Origin of the sequence: Enterococcus sp. C46 (assembly GCF_040887565.1) — a bacterium.
GTDB classification, from domain to species: domain Bacteria; phylum Bacillota; class Bacilli; order Lactobacillales; family Enterococcaceae; genus Enterococcus_B; species Enterococcus_B lactis.
On record NZ_JBFOGA010000002.1, the window covers coordinates 315,857 to 336,682 of the forward strand.

14 protein-coding genes and 5 pseudogenes are annotated in these 20,826 nt (G+C 39.5%); 12 read left to right on the forward strand and 7 right to left on the reverse strand.

From position 1 onward, the window contains the following. Positions 1–260: 260 nt before the first annotated feature. Both AB3I27_RS04725 and AB3I27_RS04730 read right to left on the reverse strand, forming a co-directional pair. Positions 261–710, reverse strand: a complete 450-nt coding sequence (locus tag AB3I27_RS04725; protein WP_002331389.1) for a DIP1984 family protein — start codon at positions 708–710, stop codon at positions 261–263. Positions 711–1,011: 301 nt separating this feature from the next. Further along, positions 1,012–1,905: a neutral zinc metallopeptidase gene (locus AB3I27_RS04730; protein WP_104760432.1), complete on the reverse strand. Its 894-nt coding sequence runs from the start codon at positions 1,903–1,905 to the stop codon at positions 1,012–1,014. Between the two features lie 213 nt (positions 1,906–2,118). Here AB3I27_RS04730 and AB3I27_RS04735 point away from each other — a divergent pair. The 5 genes and pseudogenes from AB3I27_RS04735 (at position 2,119) to AB3I27_RS04755 (ending at position 6,469) form a co-directional block, all read left to right on the forward strand. Further along, a pseudogene (locus AB3I27_RS04735) lies at positions 2,119–3,756 on the forward strand (transcription antiterminator). Then, a complete protein-coding gene (locus tag AB3I27_RS04740; protein ID WP_002336738.1) occupies positions 3,753–4,184 on the forward strand; it encodes a PTS sugar transporter subunit IIA in 432 nt (143 codons plus the stop codon). Before AB3I27_RS04735 ends, AB3I27_RS04740 begins: the two are co-directional and overlap by 4 nt. Before the next feature lie 12 nt (positions 4,185–4,196). After that, positions 4,197–4,478 carry a PTS sugar transporter subunit IIB gene (locus tag AB3I27_RS04745; RefSeq protein WP_002308010.1) on the forward strand — a complete coding sequence of 94 codons (282 nt, stop codon included), beginning with the start codon at positions 4,197–4,199 and terminating at the stop codon, positions 4,476–4,478. 2 nt (positions 4,479–4,480) lie between these two features. After that, positions 4,481–5,730: pseudogene (locus AB3I27_RS04750) on the forward strand (PTS ascorbate transporter subunit IIC). Between the two features lies 1 nt (position 5,731). Then, positions 5,732–6,469 (forward strand): annotated as a pseudogene (locus tag AB3I27_RS04755) (sugar isomerase domain-containing protein). Between the two features lie 251 nt (positions 6,470–6,720). On the opposite strand, the gene AB3I27_RS04760 reads toward AB3I27_RS04755, so the two are convergent. Together AB3I27_RS04760 and AB3I27_RS04765 are read right to left on the reverse strand one after the other, a co-directional pair. Beyond that, complete coding sequence (locus tag AB3I27_RS04760) at positions 6,721–7,560, reverse strand: aldo/keto reductase (RefSeq protein ID WP_002301441.1); 840 nt, start codon at positions 7,558–7,560, stop codon at positions 6,721–6,723. A gap of 141 nt (positions 7,561–7,701) precedes the next feature. Beyond that, positions 7,702–8,529, reverse strand: a complete 828-nt coding sequence (locus AB3I27_RS04765; protein ID WP_002316032.1) for a manganese catalase family protein — start codon at positions 8,527–8,529, stop codon at positions 7,702–7,704. A gap of 191 nt (positions 8,530–8,720) precedes the next feature. On the opposite strand from AB3I27_RS04765, the pseudogene AB3I27_RS04770 reads away from it, so the two are divergent. The 5 genes and pseudogenes from AB3I27_RS04770 (at position 8,721) to AB3I27_RS04790 (ending at position 12,908) form a co-directional block, all read left to right on the forward strand. Beyond that, a pseudogene (locus AB3I27_RS04770) lies at positions 8,721–9,667 on the forward strand (magnesium transporter CorA family protein). Positions 9,668–10,301: 634 nt separating this feature from the next. Then, complete coding sequence (locus AB3I27_RS04775) at positions 10,302–10,550, forward strand: GlsB/YeaQ/YmgE family stress response membrane protein (RefSeq protein ID WP_002292290.1); 249 nt, start codon at positions 10,302–10,304, stop codon at positions 10,548–10,550. Between the two features lie 199 nt (positions 10,551–10,749). Then, on the forward strand, positions 10,750–11,154 hold the full coding sequence (locus AB3I27_RS04780; RefSeq protein WP_368022914.1) for an organic hydroperoxide resistance protein: 405 nt from the start codon (positions 10,750–10,752) through the stop codon (positions 11,152–11,154). A 132-nt stretch (positions 11,155–11,286) separates the two neighbouring features. Next, positions 11,287–12,330, forward strand: coding sequence for a hypothetical protein (locus AB3I27_RS04785; RefSeq protein ID WP_002292292.1), 1,044 nt, complete (start codon positions 11,287–11,289; stop codon positions 12,328–12,330). Positions 12,331–12,344: 14 nt separating this feature from the next. Beyond that, entirely contained in the window at positions 12,345–12,908 is a 564-nt protein-coding gene (locus tag AB3I27_RS04790; protein ID WP_002294754.1) for a restriction endonuclease subunit S, read from the forward strand. 751 nt (positions 12,909–13,659) lie between these two features. On the opposite strand, the gene AB3I27_RS04795 is transcribed toward AB3I27_RS04790, so the two are convergent. From AB3I27_RS04795 to AB3I27_RS04805, 3 genes are read right to left on the reverse strand one after another with little or no spacing between them, the layout of a single operon-like run. Beyond that, complete coding sequence (locus AB3I27_RS04795; protein WP_002310603.1) at positions 13,660–14,541, reverse strand: ROK family protein; 882 nt, start codon at positions 14,539–14,541, stop codon at positions 13,660–13,662. A 21-nt stretch (positions 14,542–14,562) separates the two neighbouring features. Continuing rightward, the gene (locus tag AB3I27_RS04800) at positions 14,563–15,546 is read right to left on the reverse strand and encodes a LacI family DNA-binding transcriptional regulator (RefSeq protein ID WP_002310605.1); all 984 of its coding nucleotides are present in this window, start codon (positions 15,544–15,546) and stop codon (positions 14,563–14,565) included. Between the two features lie 12 nt (positions 15,547–15,558). Continuing rightward, the gene (locus tag AB3I27_RS04805; RefSeq protein WP_002314000.1) at positions 15,559–17,037 is read right to left on the reverse strand and encodes a sucrose-6-phosphate hydrolase; all 1,479 of its coding nucleotides are present in this window, start codon (positions 17,035–17,037) and stop codon (positions 15,559–15,561) included. 227 nt (positions 17,038–17,264) lie between these two features. Between AB3I27_RS04805 and AB3I27_RS04810 the strand changes: the two genes are divergently transcribed. After that, on the forward strand, positions 17,265–19,220 hold the full coding sequence (locus tag AB3I27_RS04810) for a sucrose-specific PTS transporter subunit IIBC (RefSeq protein ID WP_002335153.1): 1,956 nt from the start codon (positions 17,265–17,267) through the stop codon (positions 19,218–19,220). Beyond that, positions 19,210–20,686, forward strand: a pseudogene (locus tag AB3I27_RS04815) (alpha-glucosidase). The gene AB3I27_RS04810 and the pseudogene AB3I27_RS04815 overlap by 11 nt, the downstream one beginning before the upstream one ends. The last annotated feature ends 140 nt before the right edge of the window (positions 20,687–20,826 follow it).

Below are 20,826 nucleotides of genomic sequence, written 5' to 3' on the forward strand. Positions count from 1 at the left end.
CCTATGTTGGAAACGGATCAGGGGGTCTTTTGCTTTTGAAAGAGGTCTTGTTGAAAAAAAACCTCTTTTACCTTTTGAGTAACAAAAGATAAACAGAGGCACCCACCTTGTCAAACCAGCACGTGGTCGTTAATTGAAAAATATAAGTTGTACGCTTGTAACTGAACAGCAGTCATTAAACTGGTCCCTGCCAGACCCCATTGGTGTACATATAAGCCTGTACCTGCTTTGTGCTCACTTTTGACTCCCACCCAGCTGTTTTATAAATCAACAAGCCAATTTGTTTGTTGAATCTGCCCGTCTAATTCACGTAAGGCTTTTGCGGTTTGATTCAAACGGTCGGTGATTTGCTTGGTATCGATCGTTCGGATCATACGAATCTCATTACGTCCCATCCGTGGAGCAACCTTGGCTGCTTCCAATGTTGCCGTTAGCATCGCATGCGAACGCCTTAAAGCTTCCCGTTTCTCTAATGCAGCAGCAATCGTTTCTTGTTCACCGATTTTGGCGACCGCATTTCGCTGATTGATTGCAATGACCAACTGGGCAAATTCTTGGTTTGTTGTTTCATAATCCAGCAGTAAGTCGTCGATGCTGCGGTCTAACGTATCGCCTTCTTGGATCACGGCACTACTGGCAATCTCTTCTCGTAACAGAGTGAGTTTGGATTCAAGATCTCTTCGTAGTAATAATGCTTCAGCAAGTTTCATTGATTTCATCCTTTCGAGCAAGGTTTCTTTTCTTTATCTTAGAAAAAAAACACTAAGCTGGCAAGTATTTGCCCTCCAAAAAGTCTCGAAGCCATTATTGAAAAGATTGAAAATTCTAAAAACTGTTTGACTTGAAAAACGAGGAAAGGTTAAAAAAAACTAAAATAGCACCATGAAAAAAAAGGGCCTGCCAGCGGGGACTGGCAGGCAAGGAGTAAAATGAAAAAGTTAGGGTTTGTTGGTATGAATAAACTATACCGCCCAAATGTGAAAAAAGAGTGACTAAAAAGGAACGTTTTTGTTATGTTCCGTAGACCAAATCAAGGTTTTTTTCATTGAAGGTGTCTCCATGCTCCAAATCACCATATTTGAACCCCCGGTTGAACCATTCAACTCGTTGTTTTGAAGTCCCATGAGTAAAACTATCTGGTACGACATATCCTTGGTATTCCTTTTGTAACGTATCATCACCGATGGCATTAGCAGCTGTGATAGCCTCTTCGATATCATCAGCTTCTAAAATCGGTTGGCCGTTATAAGTTTTTCCTTGTAGATACTTGGCAAATGTACCGGCTAAATAATCCGCTTGTAGTTCCAAACGAACACTATATTGATTGTATTCTTTTTCAGAAACCTGTTGGCGGATCTTATCGAGTTGCTGTGTAATACCAAGTTCGTTTTGTACGTGATGACCAACTTCATGAGCAATGACATAGGCCATAGCAAAATCTCCGCTGGCCCCATACTTTTGAGAAAGTTCTGTTGCAAAGCTGACATCCAGATAAACATTTTGATCGGCAGGGCAATAAAAGGGACCAACTTGAGAAGTTGCATTCCCACAAGCCGATTGAACACTTCCTGTAAATAAAACCAGTTTAGGAACTTGATACGTAGTCTGTTCTGCTTCAAAAACACCATTCCAATAATCTTCCAAATGGCCGAAGACGACAGCGGAGAATTCTTTTTCCTCTGTATACTCGTCTGAAGCCACATTTTCTGTTTGATAATTAGCGGCTTGTCCGCCTCCCAAAATATCTGTGACGGAGTTTAAATCACCTCCACTGAATAGAAAAAAGAGGACTGCGATAACAATCGTACCGATACCACCGCCGGCCATTATTTTTCCTCCTGAACCTGCGGAACGACCAGAGCGGTCTTCCACATTGGAACTTTGTCTACCCCCACGCCATTTCATTTTGTTTCCTCCTCATTTGACTGTTTACATTTATTATAAGAGAAAACGAGGAAGATGAGAAAAGTTTGGCTTGCTTGAAGCGATTTTGCGGAACAAACGACCGATATTGCTATCAAGGGAAAGGGTGTGCACACCTTTTAATCATTTTTTAATCTAACAATTGGTCTTCATATTTGTTAAGGTATCACTAGAATAAAGGTAGAGGGTGAGCAAATGAAAAACAATTATTCTTTGATCGAAGACCGACGCATGCAAATTTTTAAGCGGCTGATCAATGAGGAGCACTTGAGTTACCAGCAACTTTCTGATGAGTATTATGTTTCTAGGAGCAGTATCGCCAAGGATATCGCTTATCTAAAAACACTGTTTGTCAAAGAAAATTTACTGTTGCGTTTTGATAATTCAGGCACTTATTTTCAAGGAAGCGAGTCACAAATCTAACGAATGTTGAAGCGATTCATTCTCCTTACTATGGAGCATGGGGAGAACCTTTCTGTACTGACAAATGTGTCATTATTTGAAAAGATAAATGCGGCTTTTCGCCATTCGATCACCGAAAAGCAAATGGAGATCCCAGAAAGCTACATCCAAAGCATCGTTGTTTCGATCTTGCTGATTGTCGAGCGCTCGAATCAGGCAAATCAGTTGGATATAGAAGAGGAGCGCCAATTTGGAAAATTGTTTTTGGAATTTGACAAGTATCCGTTGATTTATGAATTGTTGAAAGAAATTGAAGAACAAGAAATCTACCATTTTTCATCGAAAGAAGTTCAGTACCTAACCTATCTCATTGTAGGTAGTGGCTTACGTTTTTTTATGAAGAACGAATCGATTCCGTTCTCTTTTCGAGGGAAAGTCAGAAATCTGATTCAGAAAGTCAGTGAAGGCATCCAGATCGATTTGACACAGGATAGTCGCTTAGAAGAAGATTTGACGATTCATTTGTACCAGCTGTTTTTACGCATTGAGGCCCAAACTACTGTAGTCAATCCATTGCTAGATGAGATCAAACAGCATTATCCGGCGTTGTATGGGGTCGTTTGGTTCTCTTTGAACGACTTTCTAAAGGCCTACCATATTGGAATATCTGAGGATGAAATCGGGTTTGTTTCGATTCACTTTCAAGCTGCAGTAGAACGGATGCGGCAATTGAATAAAATCGTCTTTGTTTGTCCGAACGGTGTTGGCACCAGTTCATTTATTTCTACCAAGATTCGTCGAATATTGCCTAATGTCGATAGTATTGAAACCGCTTCTGTCGCTAAGTTCAAAGAGATGGATATTTCTGCCATCGATTTCATTATTTCCACGATCGATTTACCTGATGTTTCCAAACCAGTCGTCCGCATCTCGCCGATGGTGACCAATCGAGACATGAAGCGGATCATGAATCACTATATCGATTTGATTATTGATAATGAACCGATTGCGGATAAGGTGAAAATCCTGCAAGATACACGGATGTTGATTGCACCGAAGATTTATTTTGAACGATTTGAGACCAAAGAACAAGCACTGGATTTTCTGATCAGTCAAAATGACTTTTCGTCGGAAAATCAGCGTACGGACTTTCAGCGTTCCGTTTTAGAACGAGAAGCATTGCAGTCGACCTATTTAGATAACGGTTTTGCCATACCTCATGGCAATCCTGAGTTTGTTTCAAAAACGACCTTCTCTGTATTGATTTTGGATCGTCCTGTTGATTGGGGCAACCAAAAAGTCGATATCATCGTGTTACTAATGATACGAGAAGATGAGGCCCAAGAAGTAGAACCTGTCATGAAGTTGATCATGCAAGGGATCGAAGACAAAGAATGGTTCATTTCAAAAATGTTGGAGGTAAAATCATGATCAATTTAAAAAAATTACTGCCTGAGGATCATATCGAGACCACGAATCAAATCCTCACTTGGCAAGAAGCAGTTCAATTGGCGAGTCAGCCGCTATTAAATGAAAAAGCCATCGATCAACAATATGTCACTAATATGATCCATAGCGTTGAGGAGAACGGCCCGTATATGGTATTGGCTGATTACTTTGCATTGATGCATGCTCGTCCGGGGGAAGGTGTCTTTCATCAAGGGATGAGTTTGCTAGTGACTAAAAACGAAATCGATTTAGCTGGCAAGCCGGTCCGTATTTTCCTTGTTTTAGCTGCAAAAGACAGTCAAAGTCATTTGGAAAGTTTACAGGAAATCATGGAAGTGTTTATGGATCAGGAAAAGTACCAACTTATTCTGAATGGTGACAAAGAACAGATTTGCCAATTATTCCAATAGGAGGAAAAGAAGATGAAAATTTTAGCTGTGTGTGGATTTGGTGTTGGAAGTTCAATGGTGTTAAAGATGACGATCGATAAGGTGATTAAGGAGCTGGGGCTGAAGGCGACTGCTGAGAATATGGATTTGTCTACTGCAAAAGCCACTCCTGCAGATGTTTATTTTACAAGCCACGAATTATTGAATGATTTGCAAGCTTCCGTCAAAGCACCTGTCTATCCCATCAAAAAATATATGGATGTCGCTGAAGTCAAAATGCAAATGGAAAAGTTTTTAGCTGAAAGAGAGGGATAATCATGAGTTTTGTCACAGATCATATTTTAAAGAATCCGCCAGTATTGCTCGGACTGATTGCAATGATCGGGTTGATCGTGCAACGAAAAACTTTTGCCGAAGTGGTGAAAGGCTCGTTGACAGCAGTCTTTGGGATGGTAGCATTGACCGCAGGGGTCAATATGCTGACGGGAACGATCGCACCAATCAACACAGCGGTTCAGACACAGTTGGGGGTTCAAGTAGCCGATGGCCTTTCTGATGTGACCTTCACAGCAGAATACGGGGGAACTGTTGGGTTAGCCATGTTTTTGGATTGATATTGCACTTATTGATTGCTCGTTTTACACCAGTTAAGACGATTTTCTTGACGGGTCATATGTTATGGTGGTTCCCATTTGTGATCGTTGCTGGTGGGGTTGAAGGTGGAATGTCGGGGATTCCATTATTGATTTTAGGAGCTGTTTTATCTGCTTGTTATTGGTCATTTATGCCTTGGATCATGCGGAAATATGTGTGGGATGCCACTGGCGATGATTCGTTCTTGATTGGACATCCTACAGGGATCTTATCGATGGTGTCCGGCTTCGTGGCAAAACGAGTAGGAAACAAAGAAAAATCGACAGAAGATTTAAAAGTGCCAGAAAACCTGTCCTTTTTCCGTGAGATTTCCATTACAGGTGCCTTGGTGATGTTTTTGATGAATATTGTTGTAGGAATTATCGCACCAGTTCTTGTCCCAGAAGGTGGGAATCTGGTCATGTTTGCTGTTCAAGCAGGCTTGAACTTTGGCGCAGGACTCTTGATCATGCTTTATGAGGTCCGCCTATTGATCAACCAAATTATTCCAGCTTTCCAAGGGATTGCCGAAAAAGTCGTCCCTGGAGCCAAACCAGCTTTTGATGTACCGATCCTATTCAATTATCGTCCGAATGCCGTGATTATTGGCTTTATCGTAGCTATGATCACCTCAACGATCCTTGTGATCATTGTCAATACGACGAATGTTTTTGGAATCTTGATCGTACCATTAGTTATCACCAGTTTCTTTGAATGTGGCGGCGCAGCAGTTATTGGAGAAGGACAAGGCGGCTTGCGTGGCGCAGTCATTGGTACCATTGTCGCATCATTTGTGATGGACTTGTTAGTTGGTGTATCTGCCGTTCTATTCAGCACAACGATTCAAAACTGGATTCTGATCTTTGGTGGCAATGACTTATCACTTTGGGGAATCATTGGTCGTGGTCTCGGCAGTCTATTTTGGGGAATTTAATATGTATCAATATGTTGATAAAATTCATGCATTACTATAAACCGTTGAAAAAAAGGAACAGCATGCAATCGATGAGGCAATTCGTCTCTTGACTACAGCAAATCTAGAAAAGCATTCGATTTATATTTTTGGGGTTAGTCATGCGGGGATCTTGGCAGAAGAAATGTATTATCGCGCGGGAGGGATGATGACGATCAATGCGATCTTTGGGCGAGAACTGATGTCGGATCGCAGTCCCATCACCTTTACTAGCAAAATGGAACGACTAGAAGGCTACGGCACCGCATTAGCGGAAATCCAACTGTTCAAAGAAGGAGACGTGCTGATTTTACACTCAGTTTCAGGTCGTAATCCCGTCATAATCGATTTAGCACTAGCGGCAAAAGAAAAAGGCGTCAAAATTATCGCTTTAACAAACAAAACGTATTCGCAATCAGTCACTAGCCGGCATTCTTCGGGCCTTCGTCTGTTTGAAGTCGCTGATCTTGTAATTGATAATCATGGGGAAATTGGTGATGCAGGTTGTCAGATTAAGGGGATGGATCAAAAAGTGGGGCCTACTTCAACGGTGATTGGCGCTACGATTCTTAATACCATTATCGTCGAAGTTTGCCAACAATTGAAACAAGCAGGAATCGATTATCCGCCCATCTTTTATTCCGCAAATATGGATGGCGGCGATGAATTGAACCAATCATTGTTTGAACAATACAAAGAAGCCATTCATTATCAGTTGTAACGATGATTGTACAGAAGTTTTAACTCAGAAAAAGAACTGTGAAAAAAGCATAATCCAAATGAAAACTGATCGTGTCAGAAGTTTTTACTTCTCATAAAATAGCAGCAAGACTTCAGTAGAGCCTTGCTGCTAGTAGATCTAAGGAATTCAATTGGGGCAAGTCATCTCGCAGTTCTTTTTTTGTGACCATTCCAATTCCTATAATTGATGTGAGCCTATGAAATCCCTCAGGAGCTTTATGCTGTCTCACTTTACTCAAATTCTTCATATTCATTCGGATCTTGACCTTCAATACGTCCATCTTCTTTGTTCAAGCGATTGATTGCATTGATTTCTTCTTCAGTCAATTCAAAGTCAAAAATAGCTAAGTTTTCTCGCTGATGGCTCAGGTTTCGGGATTTTGGTAGTGGTAGAATCCCGCGATCGACGTGCCAGCGTAAGATGACTTGACCCGCAGATTTTTGATATTTATTTGCTAGATCAGTGATGATGGATTCTTTGAGCGCCGCGCTGCCGCGACCTAATGGACTCCATGCTTCAGTAATGATCCCACGTTTTCTGTTTTCTGCTACCATTTGTTCTTGGACCCAGTAAGGATGGATCTCGATTTGATTGATGGCTGGTGTGACACCAGTTGCCTCAATAATGGCATCTAAATGTTCAGGTTCAAAGTTAGATACACCAATAGAACGAATCAAACCTAATTTTTGCGCAGTCACTAACGCCTGCCACGCTTCAATGTACTTGCCGCGTTTAGGCAGTGGCCAGTGGATCAAAAAGGCGTCAAAGTAATCTAATCCCATGCGCGCCAGCGATTCTTGAATACTGGTCAGTGCATCATCATATCCATGATATTTTCCTGGTAATTTTGAGGTGATATAAAACTCAGAACGAGGGACACCGGATCGGCGAATCGCTTTACCGACGATTCCTTCATTGTCATAGTTCGTTGACGAATCAATCAAACGATAGCCATCTGCAATCGCTGCTTGCAACTGGCTTAAGCCTTCGCCACCGCGAATTTGATAGGTACCGATGCCCACGGCTGGGCGCATATTGCCGTCATTTAGTGTAAGTAAAGGTGCTTTCATATAATGATTCCTCCTTTTTCTTATACATTCTACTCTAACGCTTTTTTAGCTTTAAGGTAACCAACTTGCTCAATAAGACAAGAAAAGAGCAATGATTTCTTGTGAATGGAATCATTGCTCTTTTTATTCGTTTCGATCAATTTATTTTTCAGGTGGCGTGCCATACATTTTTGGTGTGACAGGATCTAGTTTTGGCGCTTTGCCTTCAACTTTAGGTGTAGAAAGCCATTGGTATTCACCTTCACCATCAAGTGCTTTTCCTTTTGCCCAAGAGCCTTCTTTACTTTGATCTCCTTCAGAGAAATTGTAAAAGTCATAGGCGATGTCTAACCGTTCTTCATTACGAGGGAAAGTGCTCGGTACTAAGATTGTACCCTCTTTTTCTTCAAGTTCTTTGACAGCTTGTGCCCAAAGGTTTTGGTGATAGCTGTCCCGAGCTAATAGCACGGATAAGAGGTCTTTAACTCCACGGTCATTAATCATTTCATAGATTCGAGCGACTTGTAATCGTCCTTGTGATTCTGCATTTAAATTGGCACGGAAGTCTGCCAGTAAATTACCGCTGGCAATGATATAAGCGCCACTCCATGGATTACCGACACTGTCAGCTGGACGTGGTCCTAAGCCAGCAACGATCGCATGTTGTGGATTCATTCCAGAGATAATTGCGCCAATTGCTGGGTCTTTTTTCATTGCGGCTTCTTGATCTTCTACCGGTGCACCTTCTAATAAACGAGCAACCATTGTAGCAAGCATTTCAACGTGTACAATTTCTTCTGTCGCAATGTCCATCAACATATCTTTGTACTTTTCTTCTCCACGGCAGCTCCAACCTTGGAAGAGATACTGCATTGCTACACTCATTTCGCCATACTGGCCACCGATCAATTCTTGAAGATACTTCGCAATTAATGGATTTGGTTTGTCTGGTTTTGCTTCGAACTGTAGTTCTTTCTGATGTAGAAACATAGTTGTCCTCCTCTAAAATGATTTTTATTGGGCCCAAAAATATTCTCTCACGTTTATTTAGAATGGTCTGATCAAACGCTTGCTTTATTTCCGTATTAATAAAAACCGTTGAAATAGCGCTTTTTCTTGACAAAAAGCAGTCACCATTAGATAGTTGAAGAGAAGTGAAGGAGTTAAAGGAGAGAGGCAAAATGTATTCGTACTATAAAATCGAAAAGAACCAAATCAGAGAATCATCCGAAGAAGACTATAATTGGTTGGTAGTCAAACATGGAAATGAAGAAGAAAAAAAGAGCTGCTGACACTTTTTGATTTACCGGAAGATATTTTTATTGGCTCCGATGAACCAGAGGAAGTTTCTCGATTAGAACATTTACGAGACACTAAATTAAACAATCCGTTTCTTTATACATTGATCGATCTTTCTTCAAATCATCAAGAACGCATTGAAAAACGCCTTGAACCTGTCACATTTATTCTTTCCAAAGGATTGATGATCGCCTATGTCTCTAGAGAATCGAATCTCGTTGAGCGATTGATCGAGAAACATGGAAGTGAGCTTCGACATTTTGAGGATATCATTGCTTTTGCCACATTAATGATCTATACCCACTATATCAATGGGTTGAAAGAGATTAAAAAGCAAATCGACCAATTGGATGCGGCTGCCCGTAAAACAACCGAAAATAATGAACTATTTAATCTGGCAGACACAGAACGAGATATGGTTTATTTGGATCACACGTTGAAAGATCAGAATCTTACAGTGAATCACTTGATGGAACGAAAAGAGTTTTTAGACAAATTAGATAATGAATCGTTAGTTTACGACATTAAACTGCGACAGAAATTTGCCAACAAGCTTGTCACGATCTATCGCGATTTATTGGAAACCATCGGTGGTCTATTCTCGGATATGATGGACAATAATTTGAACCATTTGATGAAATATTTAGATTCAGCAGCATTAGTGGTTGCAGTGCCATCATTGATTGCTGGACTTTGGGGGATCAACACTGGCGGACTGCCTGGGAAGGATAACACGATAGGAACGATTCTAGTTTTTGGGTTAGCTGTCTTAGTAGGCATCCTTACTGCTGTCTATCTTTCAAAGAAAGACTTTTCAAAAACAAAATAAAAAAGCAACTTTGTCTAGCATTGAACGCTGGGCAAAGTTGCTTTTTTTCGTGACTTCACAATCGCGAAGACTGTCCAATAAGCAGAGGGGAGAAGCGAGAAATGAAAAATATTAAGAAGAAAGGCCGGGGTACAATCCGAACAATTTATATTTTACTTTACTCGCTATTGCATACGCTCACTTCTATCGTTGCTTTTTCTCATAATCCTTTTACATAGTGAGGGGAAGCAGGTTTCAAATACAAAAGGCAGAATCAAAGGAATGCCAATTGTTTTGATGTTTCATCAGAAGGATGTAGTGAATGAGGTGTGTACGACAATCAGGTTTCTTTAATTGCTTTTATTCATAGGGAAGATGACGGTTGAAAGCAGACAATGAAAGAAAATCGTACATAGTCTAGGTACCCTTTATCAGAAAATAACTTTTTGCTGATCGAAACGCTTTCAAAGAGCTGCGGCAGTTTTTTTGACCTCTTGCAGTGAGTGTTAACGATTCTAAAAAAGTTGACTTATCCTTAATATAACAACGTTTTAAATTTTTTTGTTTTTTTTAAGAGCAAAATTTTTGTGTATTTTTAAGAAGAAGCGTAACATAATATGTGTAATAAATATTTCACAGAAAGAAAGAGAAAATTATGCATTGGTTATGGGTATTAATCGTAGGAGCTATTATCGGTTTGATTGCCGGAGCAATTACAAATAAAGGTGGATCAATGGGATGGATAGCTAACATCGTTGCAGGTTTAGTTGGTTCAGCAATTGGACAAGCATTGTTAGGTAGCTGGGGTCCTCAATTAGCAGGAATGGCTTTGATTCCTTCTATCATTGGTGCGATCATCGTTGTTGCTGTAGTATCATTTTTCTTGGGACGTTCAAGAGGTTAATCGTCAAATATATCAGCAATTTTACCTATTATCTTAAGGAGCAGCTTTTCGCTGCTTCTTTTTTTGTATAGATAAACTGCTTCTATCACTGATCATCGATGTTGTCTAACTGATGTCGCCGAATGCAAGCATTACCTTTGTCAGATTAAAAAATACTCGTTACACTTAATATAGAACGACGAAAGAAAGGATGATCTCAATGAAAAAAATGTACGAAACAGCAATGATCAATCGTGGAGGCCGTGATGGCGAGGTTGAGGCACCAAACGGAAGTATGCACATGAAGATCGACCGCCCAGGAATCCATAGTGAAGGGACAAATCCGGAACAACTTTTTGCGGCTGGATACGCATCTTGCTTCAACGGCGCGGTTCAACACATGCTGGAAGAAAATAATCTTGAGTCTGATTCTGAAGTCAAAGCACGGGTATCTTTATTGCAATTAGAAGATGGGGGCTACCAAATCGGGGTTGTTTTAGAAGTTTCTTTGCCAGGACTTGAGAAGGACCAAGCAGAGAAAATCGCAGAAGAAGCCCACGCATTTTGCCCATACTCTAAAGCAACAAGAGGCAATATTGATGTGGAAGTGACTATAGTAGAATAAGGGATTCTTAATGTTACTATAAATGAGATTATGAAAGATCCTATAAAGAAACGCTAGTAAAAGAAACATGTAGTTACGGTAATTAATAGCGGTATATGGACGATTGATCGAATAGAACAAGGAGGCAAAAAAATGACACAGCGGGTAGCAATAATGATTTTAGTGTTGCTGGTCATTGGCCTCCTTGTTTACTATGTCCTAAAGTTTAAGCATTGGAAGCAGCAACGGATACATCAGGATATTGAAAAAAAGTTAAAACGGTATCCTATTGTTCAAGCAGCTTGGGAAAAGGCTGAAGCAAAACAATATAACATTCCTGGATTAACAGAAACAAGAATGGTGGTGCCGGAAACCGGCGAAAATGAGGTTTGTCAATGGATGACGCCGCAAGGGTTGGCTTTTTCTCAAGATTTTGTGTTTATTTCTGCCTACTGCTATGACCATCAGCATCATTCTATTATTCATGTACTGGATAGAGAAACAGGACAGCCGATCAAACTGCTGATTTTACCTAAACGGCCACATGTAGGGGGCTTAGTATATGATACAAAACGGGAACTTTTATGGTTGACAATCACAGGATCTGCTACTGGACGAGTAGCCGCTTTACGTTTGATCGATATCTTAGCAGATACATCTGAAGAGACGGGACAGCCAATCGCTTATTGGCTGACAACTGATCTCTCAGAGATTCCACAAGCATCGTATTTGACTCAAAACAATGATCAACTGGTATCTGGCAACTTCACACTAAAAGGTGAAGGACAGTTGACTTTCTATCTATTGCCGACGATAGCTGAAATGAAAACAGCAATTCGCCGCAAAGACAAAATCCAACCAACCGTGACAATGAGCAGAAAAACATCTGATAAGATTCAAGGTGTGGCTTTTTATGGCCATTATCTCTTAGCCAGTCGTTCTTATGGTCCTTATACCTCGGAACTCTTAGTGTCCGAGCGGGACTCTCCTAGCCGGATCCTAAAACGAATCAAATTTCCACCGTATTTGGAACAAATCGTTGTTGTAGAAGATCGTCTAGCAGTATTGTTTGAAAGTGGCGCCGCAGCGTATCGCGAGAAAGCCAATCCTGTGTTAGCCAATGTTTTATTACTAGACTTAGCAACGTTGCTTCATGCAAATAAGCGTCCCAAAAAGATTGCTGCAACTAAAAAATAGTCGGACAACTCAAGATGATCACTGTTGTTCATAAAGAACGACAAGAAAAATCATCTAGCGATGTTCGACTATGGGTTTATTTAGGAAGTATTTCTACTAAGATTCAATATGGCTATACAGATTCGGCGAAAAAACAAGGCAATGTTAAGTTTTTGAGAATCACAGATATACAAGAGGGACGTGTAAATTGGTCCAGTGTGCCTTACTGTGATATTAGTAATTCTAAACTAGTTGATTTAAGATTGGAAGAAAATGACATTTTGATAGCAAGGACAGGAGGAACTATGGGAAAAAGTTTCTTGGTTAAGGAAATAAGTGAGGAATCTGTTTTTGCTTCTTACTTGATTCGAATTAGGTTAGTTGAGAAATTATTATCAGAATACGTAGACTGCTTCTTAGACTCGCCATTATATTGGAAGTTATTAGAAAAAATTTCTTACGGAACTGGGCAACCAAATGTAAATGGTACAAATTTATCTAAACTACTTATACCATTACCACCTTTAGAAGAACAACAACGCATGACTACTAAAATAGAAATGATAAGAAGATCTATTCGTAGAATCAATTTTGAGTAAATATAACGGACCTAGCATCCATTTTATACCAGATGATGCTAGGTCTATTATTTATATTTTATGGAATTTAATTGATTTGTTCTAGTGTTTTAATATTATTACGACAGTAAAAAAATAGTTTGATTCTTCTAACATGAATGACCATCTAGAAGTGGAAATGTATAAAAGATTTATTTTATGAAGTTTTCCTAATATCATTCACTCATGATACGCAGCTCCGTATCATAAGTGATGATATTTTTGTAATGTGTTCGGGCATGCTCTCTACTTACTAGTAGGTCAAGTGATTGATCATTAAATAGTAGAAATAGCATGTCCAAGGAGACATTCCACAAAATCATTAACATACATTAAATAAATTGAGCTGTTGCATAATAGACATAAGGATGTGTTCTTTTCTATATTTTGAAAAGCTGTCAGGGCGAAGTTTAAATATCACAAAAATTAATTGGAAAAGATAAACAACTGGAACTTGCTAGCGTTGCAAGTTGAATAAAAAAACAACCAAGATTAGATTGTAGGAACTTGTAGAAGATCATAATTTGAAGTTAACAAAAGAATTCCACGACACCTCTACTCTGTTAAGTACAGGAAACAGAGAGTTAAGGGCAAGAAAAATAGGCGAGGATACCGGGTTGAAAGGCCGATTGGAGAACATAAGTTAATAGTAAATAAAAAGACGAAGAAATCGCGTCAAGTGGATTCTTCGTCTTTTTATTGATGAGATTGTTGTGACAACGTGCTTATTTTATTAGAAGATATCTTTTTCTGATTTTTCTAATGCTAAAGCTAAACACCCAATGATTCCAGCATCATCTCCTAATTTTGGAGGTAATACATAGTTTTCGAATGCTGGGTAGTCTACATAGTGATTCATCAAACCAACCAAAGCTTCTTGGACTCGTTCTCTCAGATGTGCTTGTTTCATTACACCTCCGCCAAAGATGATGACATCAGGTGAAAATAGAAGAGTTGTGTTATAGACACATTGAGCGATGTAATAAGCTTCTAATTCCCAAGAAGGATCAGCGGCAGACAACTCTTGACCTTTCATGCCTGTTCTTTGTTCGATTGCAGGTCCAGAAGCCATTCCTTCCAGGCAATCGCTATGATAAGGACAAACACCTTTAAAGGTATCCACAGGGTGTCGGCGCACAAGCATATGTCCCATTTCAGGGTGGCTGAAACCTTCTACAAAAGTGCCATTTTGCAAGGCACCGCCACCAATACCTGTTCCAATCGTGTAGTAAACAATAGTGGAACGCCCTTTTCCATTCCCCGCGACATATTCTCCGTAAGCAGCTGCATTGACATCGGTGGTAAAGACAATCGGTAGTTCTTTTAAATTTTTATTTAAATAACCGATAAAATCAAAATTCTGCCAAGCTTTTTTTGGCGTAGAGGTGATATATCCGTATGTTGCTGAATTGGGATGAATATCAATCGGTCCAAAAGAACCTATTCCAATCGCTGCCAGTTGCTCTTGGTGTTTTTTGAAGAAATCAATAACGTTATTCATCGTTTCTATCGGCGTGGTTGTAGGGATTTGTATTCTTTCAATTACTTCTAAATCTTTCGTACCTACTGCGCAGACGAATTTTGTTCCGCCAGCTTCAATTGCTCCATATAACATAAAACATTTGCTCCTTTGCAGTTAAGTCGTTTTACCTTGAATCAGCTTTACTGGTAAAACGTAATGTGATTCCAGTGGTTTTTCAGCATCTTGGATTCTTTGCAGTAGCAAGTCTACAAGGATGTCGGCAATATCCGTTATTGGTTGAGCGATAGTAGACAGATGCGGAAAATAATTCTGGATAAATTTTGTTCCGTCATATCCAATGATTTTCAATTGCTCAGGGATGCGGATATCGAGCTCTTGACACAGATTGTATGCCAATACAGCTGTAAGATCATCTGTGCAAAAAATACTGTCAATCTCTTCATTTTGCAAAATCCGTTTGATTTCTAAATTTTTTAAAGCAGTGGAACGAGCAGTTGAATGGAATTGAAAAATCTGTGGTTCTAGCTGCTGCTCATCCATAAATTTCAAATAGCCGTTCATTCGGTCATTTGTGGGGGAGTTGGATTCTTGCGAGCCCGTCAAAATAGCGATTTTACGAGCTCCTTTTAGATAGAGATTTTCTGTCGCGAGATAACCGCCTCGGAAATTATCACTGCTGACGATTGGTGTTCCGTCTGCCAGATAGCGGTCAAAAGAGACGATTGGCAACTCAATATTTTCGTACTCCTGTATCCCGAGATTATGAGCGCCGGCGATGATGCCGTCCACTTTATTTGCTGCTAACATGTTGAGATAATTTCGTTCTTTTTCTTTATTATTAGCACTGTCACATAAGATCGAACGATAGCCTAAATCAAATAATTTACTTTCCAACTGTTCGACTAATTCGCCAAAAAACGGATTAGCAACTGTTGGGAAAATCAAGCCGATCAATTGAGTGTTTTTTCCTTGAAGTGAACGGGCTAACGAATTCGGCTGATAATTGAGTTCTTTCATTGCTTGATTCACTTTATCGATTGTTTTTTGACTTAAAGAACCATAATTATTTATCACTCTCGAGACAGTAGTAGGAGAGACTCCTGCTTTTTTTGCCACATCTGTCAATTTAACAGCCATTTTCTTCATCCTTTATTTGTTCATATTCCGCAGATGCCATAATTTCCCTTTAAATTCCCTGTCACTTTTTATATACAAGCCCGTTTGATCATCTGTCGGAAAGACACGGGCAGTCGCTGTTTGCTGTCCATCATTTACAAACACCTCTACAACGGAACGATCAACAAATATTTGTAATTTCAGCGGTTTCTTTTCAATTGAGAATTCACGTACAGTTCCAAAATTTTCAGCGAAAGATTTGCCGGCATGGCTGCGATCCATACTCATTTTACCATGTATCGTATCAAAGGATAGTGTTAAACCGTGTTTTTGTTGATCATCTGCAAACAATAAAATAGTACCTTTCTGTGAGTAATCGAATTCTAACTGGAGTTCATATTGATTTATTTCCGCGTCAATAGTGGTTTCCAAACCGCTAAAGTGATAAGGTTTTCCTTTTCGCAACTGTGCTGTTTCTTTCACCGGTCGTTGATAGAGCTGCTCTTTTTCAATAGTAAGTTCTTTTACGATGCTCAAGCAGTGTGCCCATCCTTCTTCGTCAGTTGGATAGCTGATTTCAGGCAACCCAATCCAACTGATTGCCAAGGTTCGTCCATTTCCATCACTGAAACAATGCGTCGCGTAAATGTCAAATCCTTCATCTATATTTTTTATGTGAGTAGGGTCGGAAAGCTCATTTTTTTCAAAATCAAATGTTTGACCGATCACGTAAGTATTCGGGTAAATATTACTGTATGAGTGGATCTCGTGAGATAAACCTTGTGGGCAGAAGACCAGTAGTGCTTTGCCGTTCACAAATAATAGATTTGGACACTCGATCATAAAACCCATTTCTTCCTCTGTAAAACCCAAAGTTCCTAAAAACTGCCAATTTTGAAGATCTTTACTGTAATAAGTTAGGATACTTCCTTGTTTTTGTTCAGTTTGTGCTCCGACAATGAGCAAGTAACCGTCATCATAAGCAATCAGCTGAGGATCACGGATTTCTTGTGTATATCCCGGAGGTGGGGAGCTGATCAAAGGAGTCGGTATCTTAGTGATATTACCATTTTTGTCCATCCATGCCCCTAACTGGAAGGAATGACGTCCCCAATTCGAATCACGCACATTTCCGGTATATGCAAGGAACAGTTGATTATCAATCGGCAAAGCTGAACCTGAGTACACACCGTGACTGTCAAATGAATTATCCGGAATCAGTTTGAGGCCATCGTTTTTCCAATCTATCAGATTAACTGAGGAGAGATGGTACCAAGATTTCAGACCATGAACAGACCCCATCGGATATGCTTGATAAAATAGCTGCCATTTCCCGTCGAAATAGGAAAAACCATTCGGATCGTTCAATAAACCAGTAACTGGTTGTATATGGTAGCCTAAGCGCCAATGGGAAGAATTGATTTTTTTCTCTAAGGAATGCAAATGTTCTTCAGACCATTCTTTATATGGACGATAACGATCCGTTCGTGACCAATTTTCTTTAAGTTTCATGACAAACTCCTTGTAAACGTATTCTTGACGTTATAATATATTTTTCTTGATGAAATGTCAAACGAATATCAAAATAAAGTAGCTTATAAATGCTATTTTTTATATATAAAAAATTATTTTATTTAAGATTTGATAATCGATTGACAATTGTTTTAAATCATGGCATATTGTGCTTAAGAAAAATTTATAGTTACTGCTTCAATAATTTTGGATTAGGAGGAAATGAAATGGATTACAAAAAAGTAGCTGAAGAAATCAGCAAAGCGCTTGGAGAAGACAATGTACAAGCAGCTGCTCATTGTGCAACACGTTTACGGCTTGTCTTAAAAGATTCAGACAAAGTAGACCAGAAGGCTCTGGATGATAATGAAAGTGTGAAAGGAACTTTTGAAGCAAATGATCAATTTCAGATCATTATCGGAGCAGGTGATGTGAATAACGTATATGATGAATTCGTTAAGATCACCGGCGTAAAGGAAGCTTCAACTGACGTTTTGAAAGCGGTAGCATCGAATAAGAAGAATAATCCTGTCATGTCCTTTATCAAGGTGTTGTCAGATATCTTCGTTCCGATTGTCCCTGCATTGGTTGCGGGTGGACTGTTGATGGCTCTGAATAATGTTTTGACGGCACAGGATTTGTTTGGTCCTCAGTCAGTGGTTGAGTTGTATCCATCAGTGAAAGATTTTGCTGGCATCATTAATTTACTTGCTTCAGCGCCGTTTGCTTTTTTGCCGATTTTGGTAGGTTTTTCAGCAACTCGACGTTTTGGAGGCAATCCGTATCTTGGAGCAGCAATGGGGATGGCGATGGTCATGCCGGATTTAGTGAATGGATACAGTGTGACGAATGCTATTGCAGAAGGATCGATGCCTTATTGGAATATTTTTGGAATGAATGTGGCACAAGCCGGTTATCAAGGATCTGTTCTTCCAGTCCTTGCAGTTTCTTGGATTTTAGCTACTTTAGAAAAATTCTTCCATAAACGGTTGGCTAATGCTTTCGACTACACATTTACTCCAATGCTAGCTATTATTATTACTGGTTTTTTAACTTTTACAGTAGTAGGGCCGGTGATGCGTACTGTCGGAGACGGCTTAGCTGATGGATTAAGCTGGTTATACAGTACTACTGGAGCTTTCGGCTTAGGTGTCTTTGGTCTCTTCTATTCGCCGATAGTCATTACCGGATTACATCAAAGCTTTCCAGCAATCGAGACTACTTTACTAGCAGATGTTGCCAGAACGGGTGGCTCTTTTATCTTTCCAGTTGCCTCAATGGCAAATGTAGCGCAAGGAGCGGCTGCTTTGGCGATTATGCTGCTGACAAAAAATAAAAAGCAAAAGAGTCTAGCTACCACTGCAGGTGTTTCCGCTATGTTGGGGATTACTGAGCCAGCGATATTCGGTGTGAATTTGAAACTGAAATTTCCGTTTATTTGTGGAATGATTGCTGCAGGAATTGCTTCATTCTTTATCGGCTTGTTCCACGTATTAGCAGTTGCGATGGGACCGGCAAGCATCATTGGTTTTATTTCCATTGCACCTCGTTCGATTCCTTCATTCATGATCGGAATTGTTATCAGTATAATGATCGGTTTTTTAAGCACTTACTTCTATGGAAAAAAACATATGGAACTTCTAGCAGATGGTGAATCAAAAGGAACAGAAGCAGCTGAGTCAATCAGTTCAGCTCCTAAAACGACTAGGAAACCGCAAGATGAAGTTTTAGCTGCATCAGTCAGCGGGAAGATTCTCCCTTTAACGAAGGTAAAAGATCCAGTTTTTTCCACTGAAATGATGGGAAGAGGTATAGCAGTCAAACCAGATGACGGGGTAGTCCATGCTCCAGCAGATGGTATATTGACAGTTGTCCACGAATCTAAACATGCATATGGCTTGAAAACAGAGAAAGGAGCGGAAGTACTGATCCATATCGGTATTGATACAGTGAATCTAAAAGGGGCCGGATTCACGACACAGCGACAATATGGTGAATTAGTGAAAAAAGGGGATATTCTCGGTACATTTGATCGTAAATTGCTTAAAGAAGAAGGGTACGACGATACAATTATGGAAATTGTCACTAATTCCTCTGCATATGCTAATGTAAAAATTCTTGAAAAAAACACGGTCAAAAGTGGTGAAGATATTCTGATAGTGAGTGAAACAGATGAAAAATAAATGGTGGAAAAATGCAGTAATCTATCAAATCTATCCTCGAAGTTTTCAAGATACAAATGGAGATGGCATTGGAGATATTCCTGGTATTCTTTCAAGGTTAGATTATCTATAAAAACTGGGAATCAATGCGATATGGTTAAGCCCGGTTTATGAATCACCTAATGATGATAATGGCTATGATATCAGTGACTACAGAAAAATAGGCGCAGAATATGGAACGATGGCAGATATGGATTTACTGATAAAAGAAGCACGACAAAGGGGAATAAGAGTCATCATGGATCTTGTTATCAATCATACGTCAGACAGACATCCATGGTTTCAATCGGCAAAAAAAGTGTTACCAGTCCCTATCACGACTATTATGTTTGGCGTAAAGAACCGAATGGATTAGAGTCGAACTTCGGCGGTTCAGCATGGACCTATGTGCCCGAAGTGAATCAATATTATCTGCACTTGCATTCGAAAAAGCAGCCGGAACAATCTATTACTAAAAATGGTCCTCTTTTACATGATTTATTGCAAGAAATGTACCAAAAAACATTTGGTCATTATGATGTAGTGACAGTGGGAGAGACTTGGGGGGCAACGCCCAAGATTGCGCAGCTGTATTCAAAAGAAGAACGCAAAGAATTATCAATGGTCTTTCAATTCGAGCATATTAATCTAGACAAACAGAATGGCAAACGAAAATGGGATCTAAAGGATTTAGATCCACAGGAATTACATCGGACTTTTTCTAAATGGCAGATTGAATTAGATGGTTGTGATTGGAATTCTTTATTTTGGAATAATCATGATCTCCCACGAATCATTTCTCGCTGGGGGGACGATCAAGAATATCGAACAATCAGTGGAAAAATGCTAGCGATATACCTCCATTTTATGCAAGGTACACCTTATATCTATCAAGGAGAAGAGATCGGCATGATCAATTATCCAGTAAAGAATATTGATGAGGTAGATGATATTGAAAGCCAAAGAATGTATGCAGAACGTATAAAAAAAAAGGCTATTCGAAGGAAGAGTTGATCCAATCAATCAACTCGAAGGGGCGAGATAATGCTCGCCCTCCGATGCAATGGAACAATCACAAAAATGGTGGATTTACAGAAGGAACTCCTTGGTTGCCAGTGGGGAATACAGAAGAGATCAATGTAGAAGCAGCATTAGCTGCTCAAAATTCCTTGTTTTATACGTATCAAAAACTGATCGAATTGCGCAAAGAATTACCTGTGATTGTCTATGGAAAATATCAAGTCATTGAGACAGAGGAACCGAATGTTTTAGCATATCTACGCAGTTTAAAAAACCAAAAAATACTAGTTGTAGTTAATTTTTCTGATCAAAAGACTACTTTTCCAATCGGTAAGTATCGTGTCAAACAATTCTTGATCCAAAATTACAAAAAGAAAATTACTAACAATTTACTCCCATATGAAGCTTTTAGCGCGCTGATCTATTAAGTGTTTTTTTCTATAGATGAATCTTTGTTATGAGGTAGATAGTTCAATGAAACAGTTATTCGATTTGTTTATAGAAAACAATTTAGTCAGCAAAAAGGGGGACAAACTTTTAATTGTCTCCCTTTAATTGTTAGGATGGA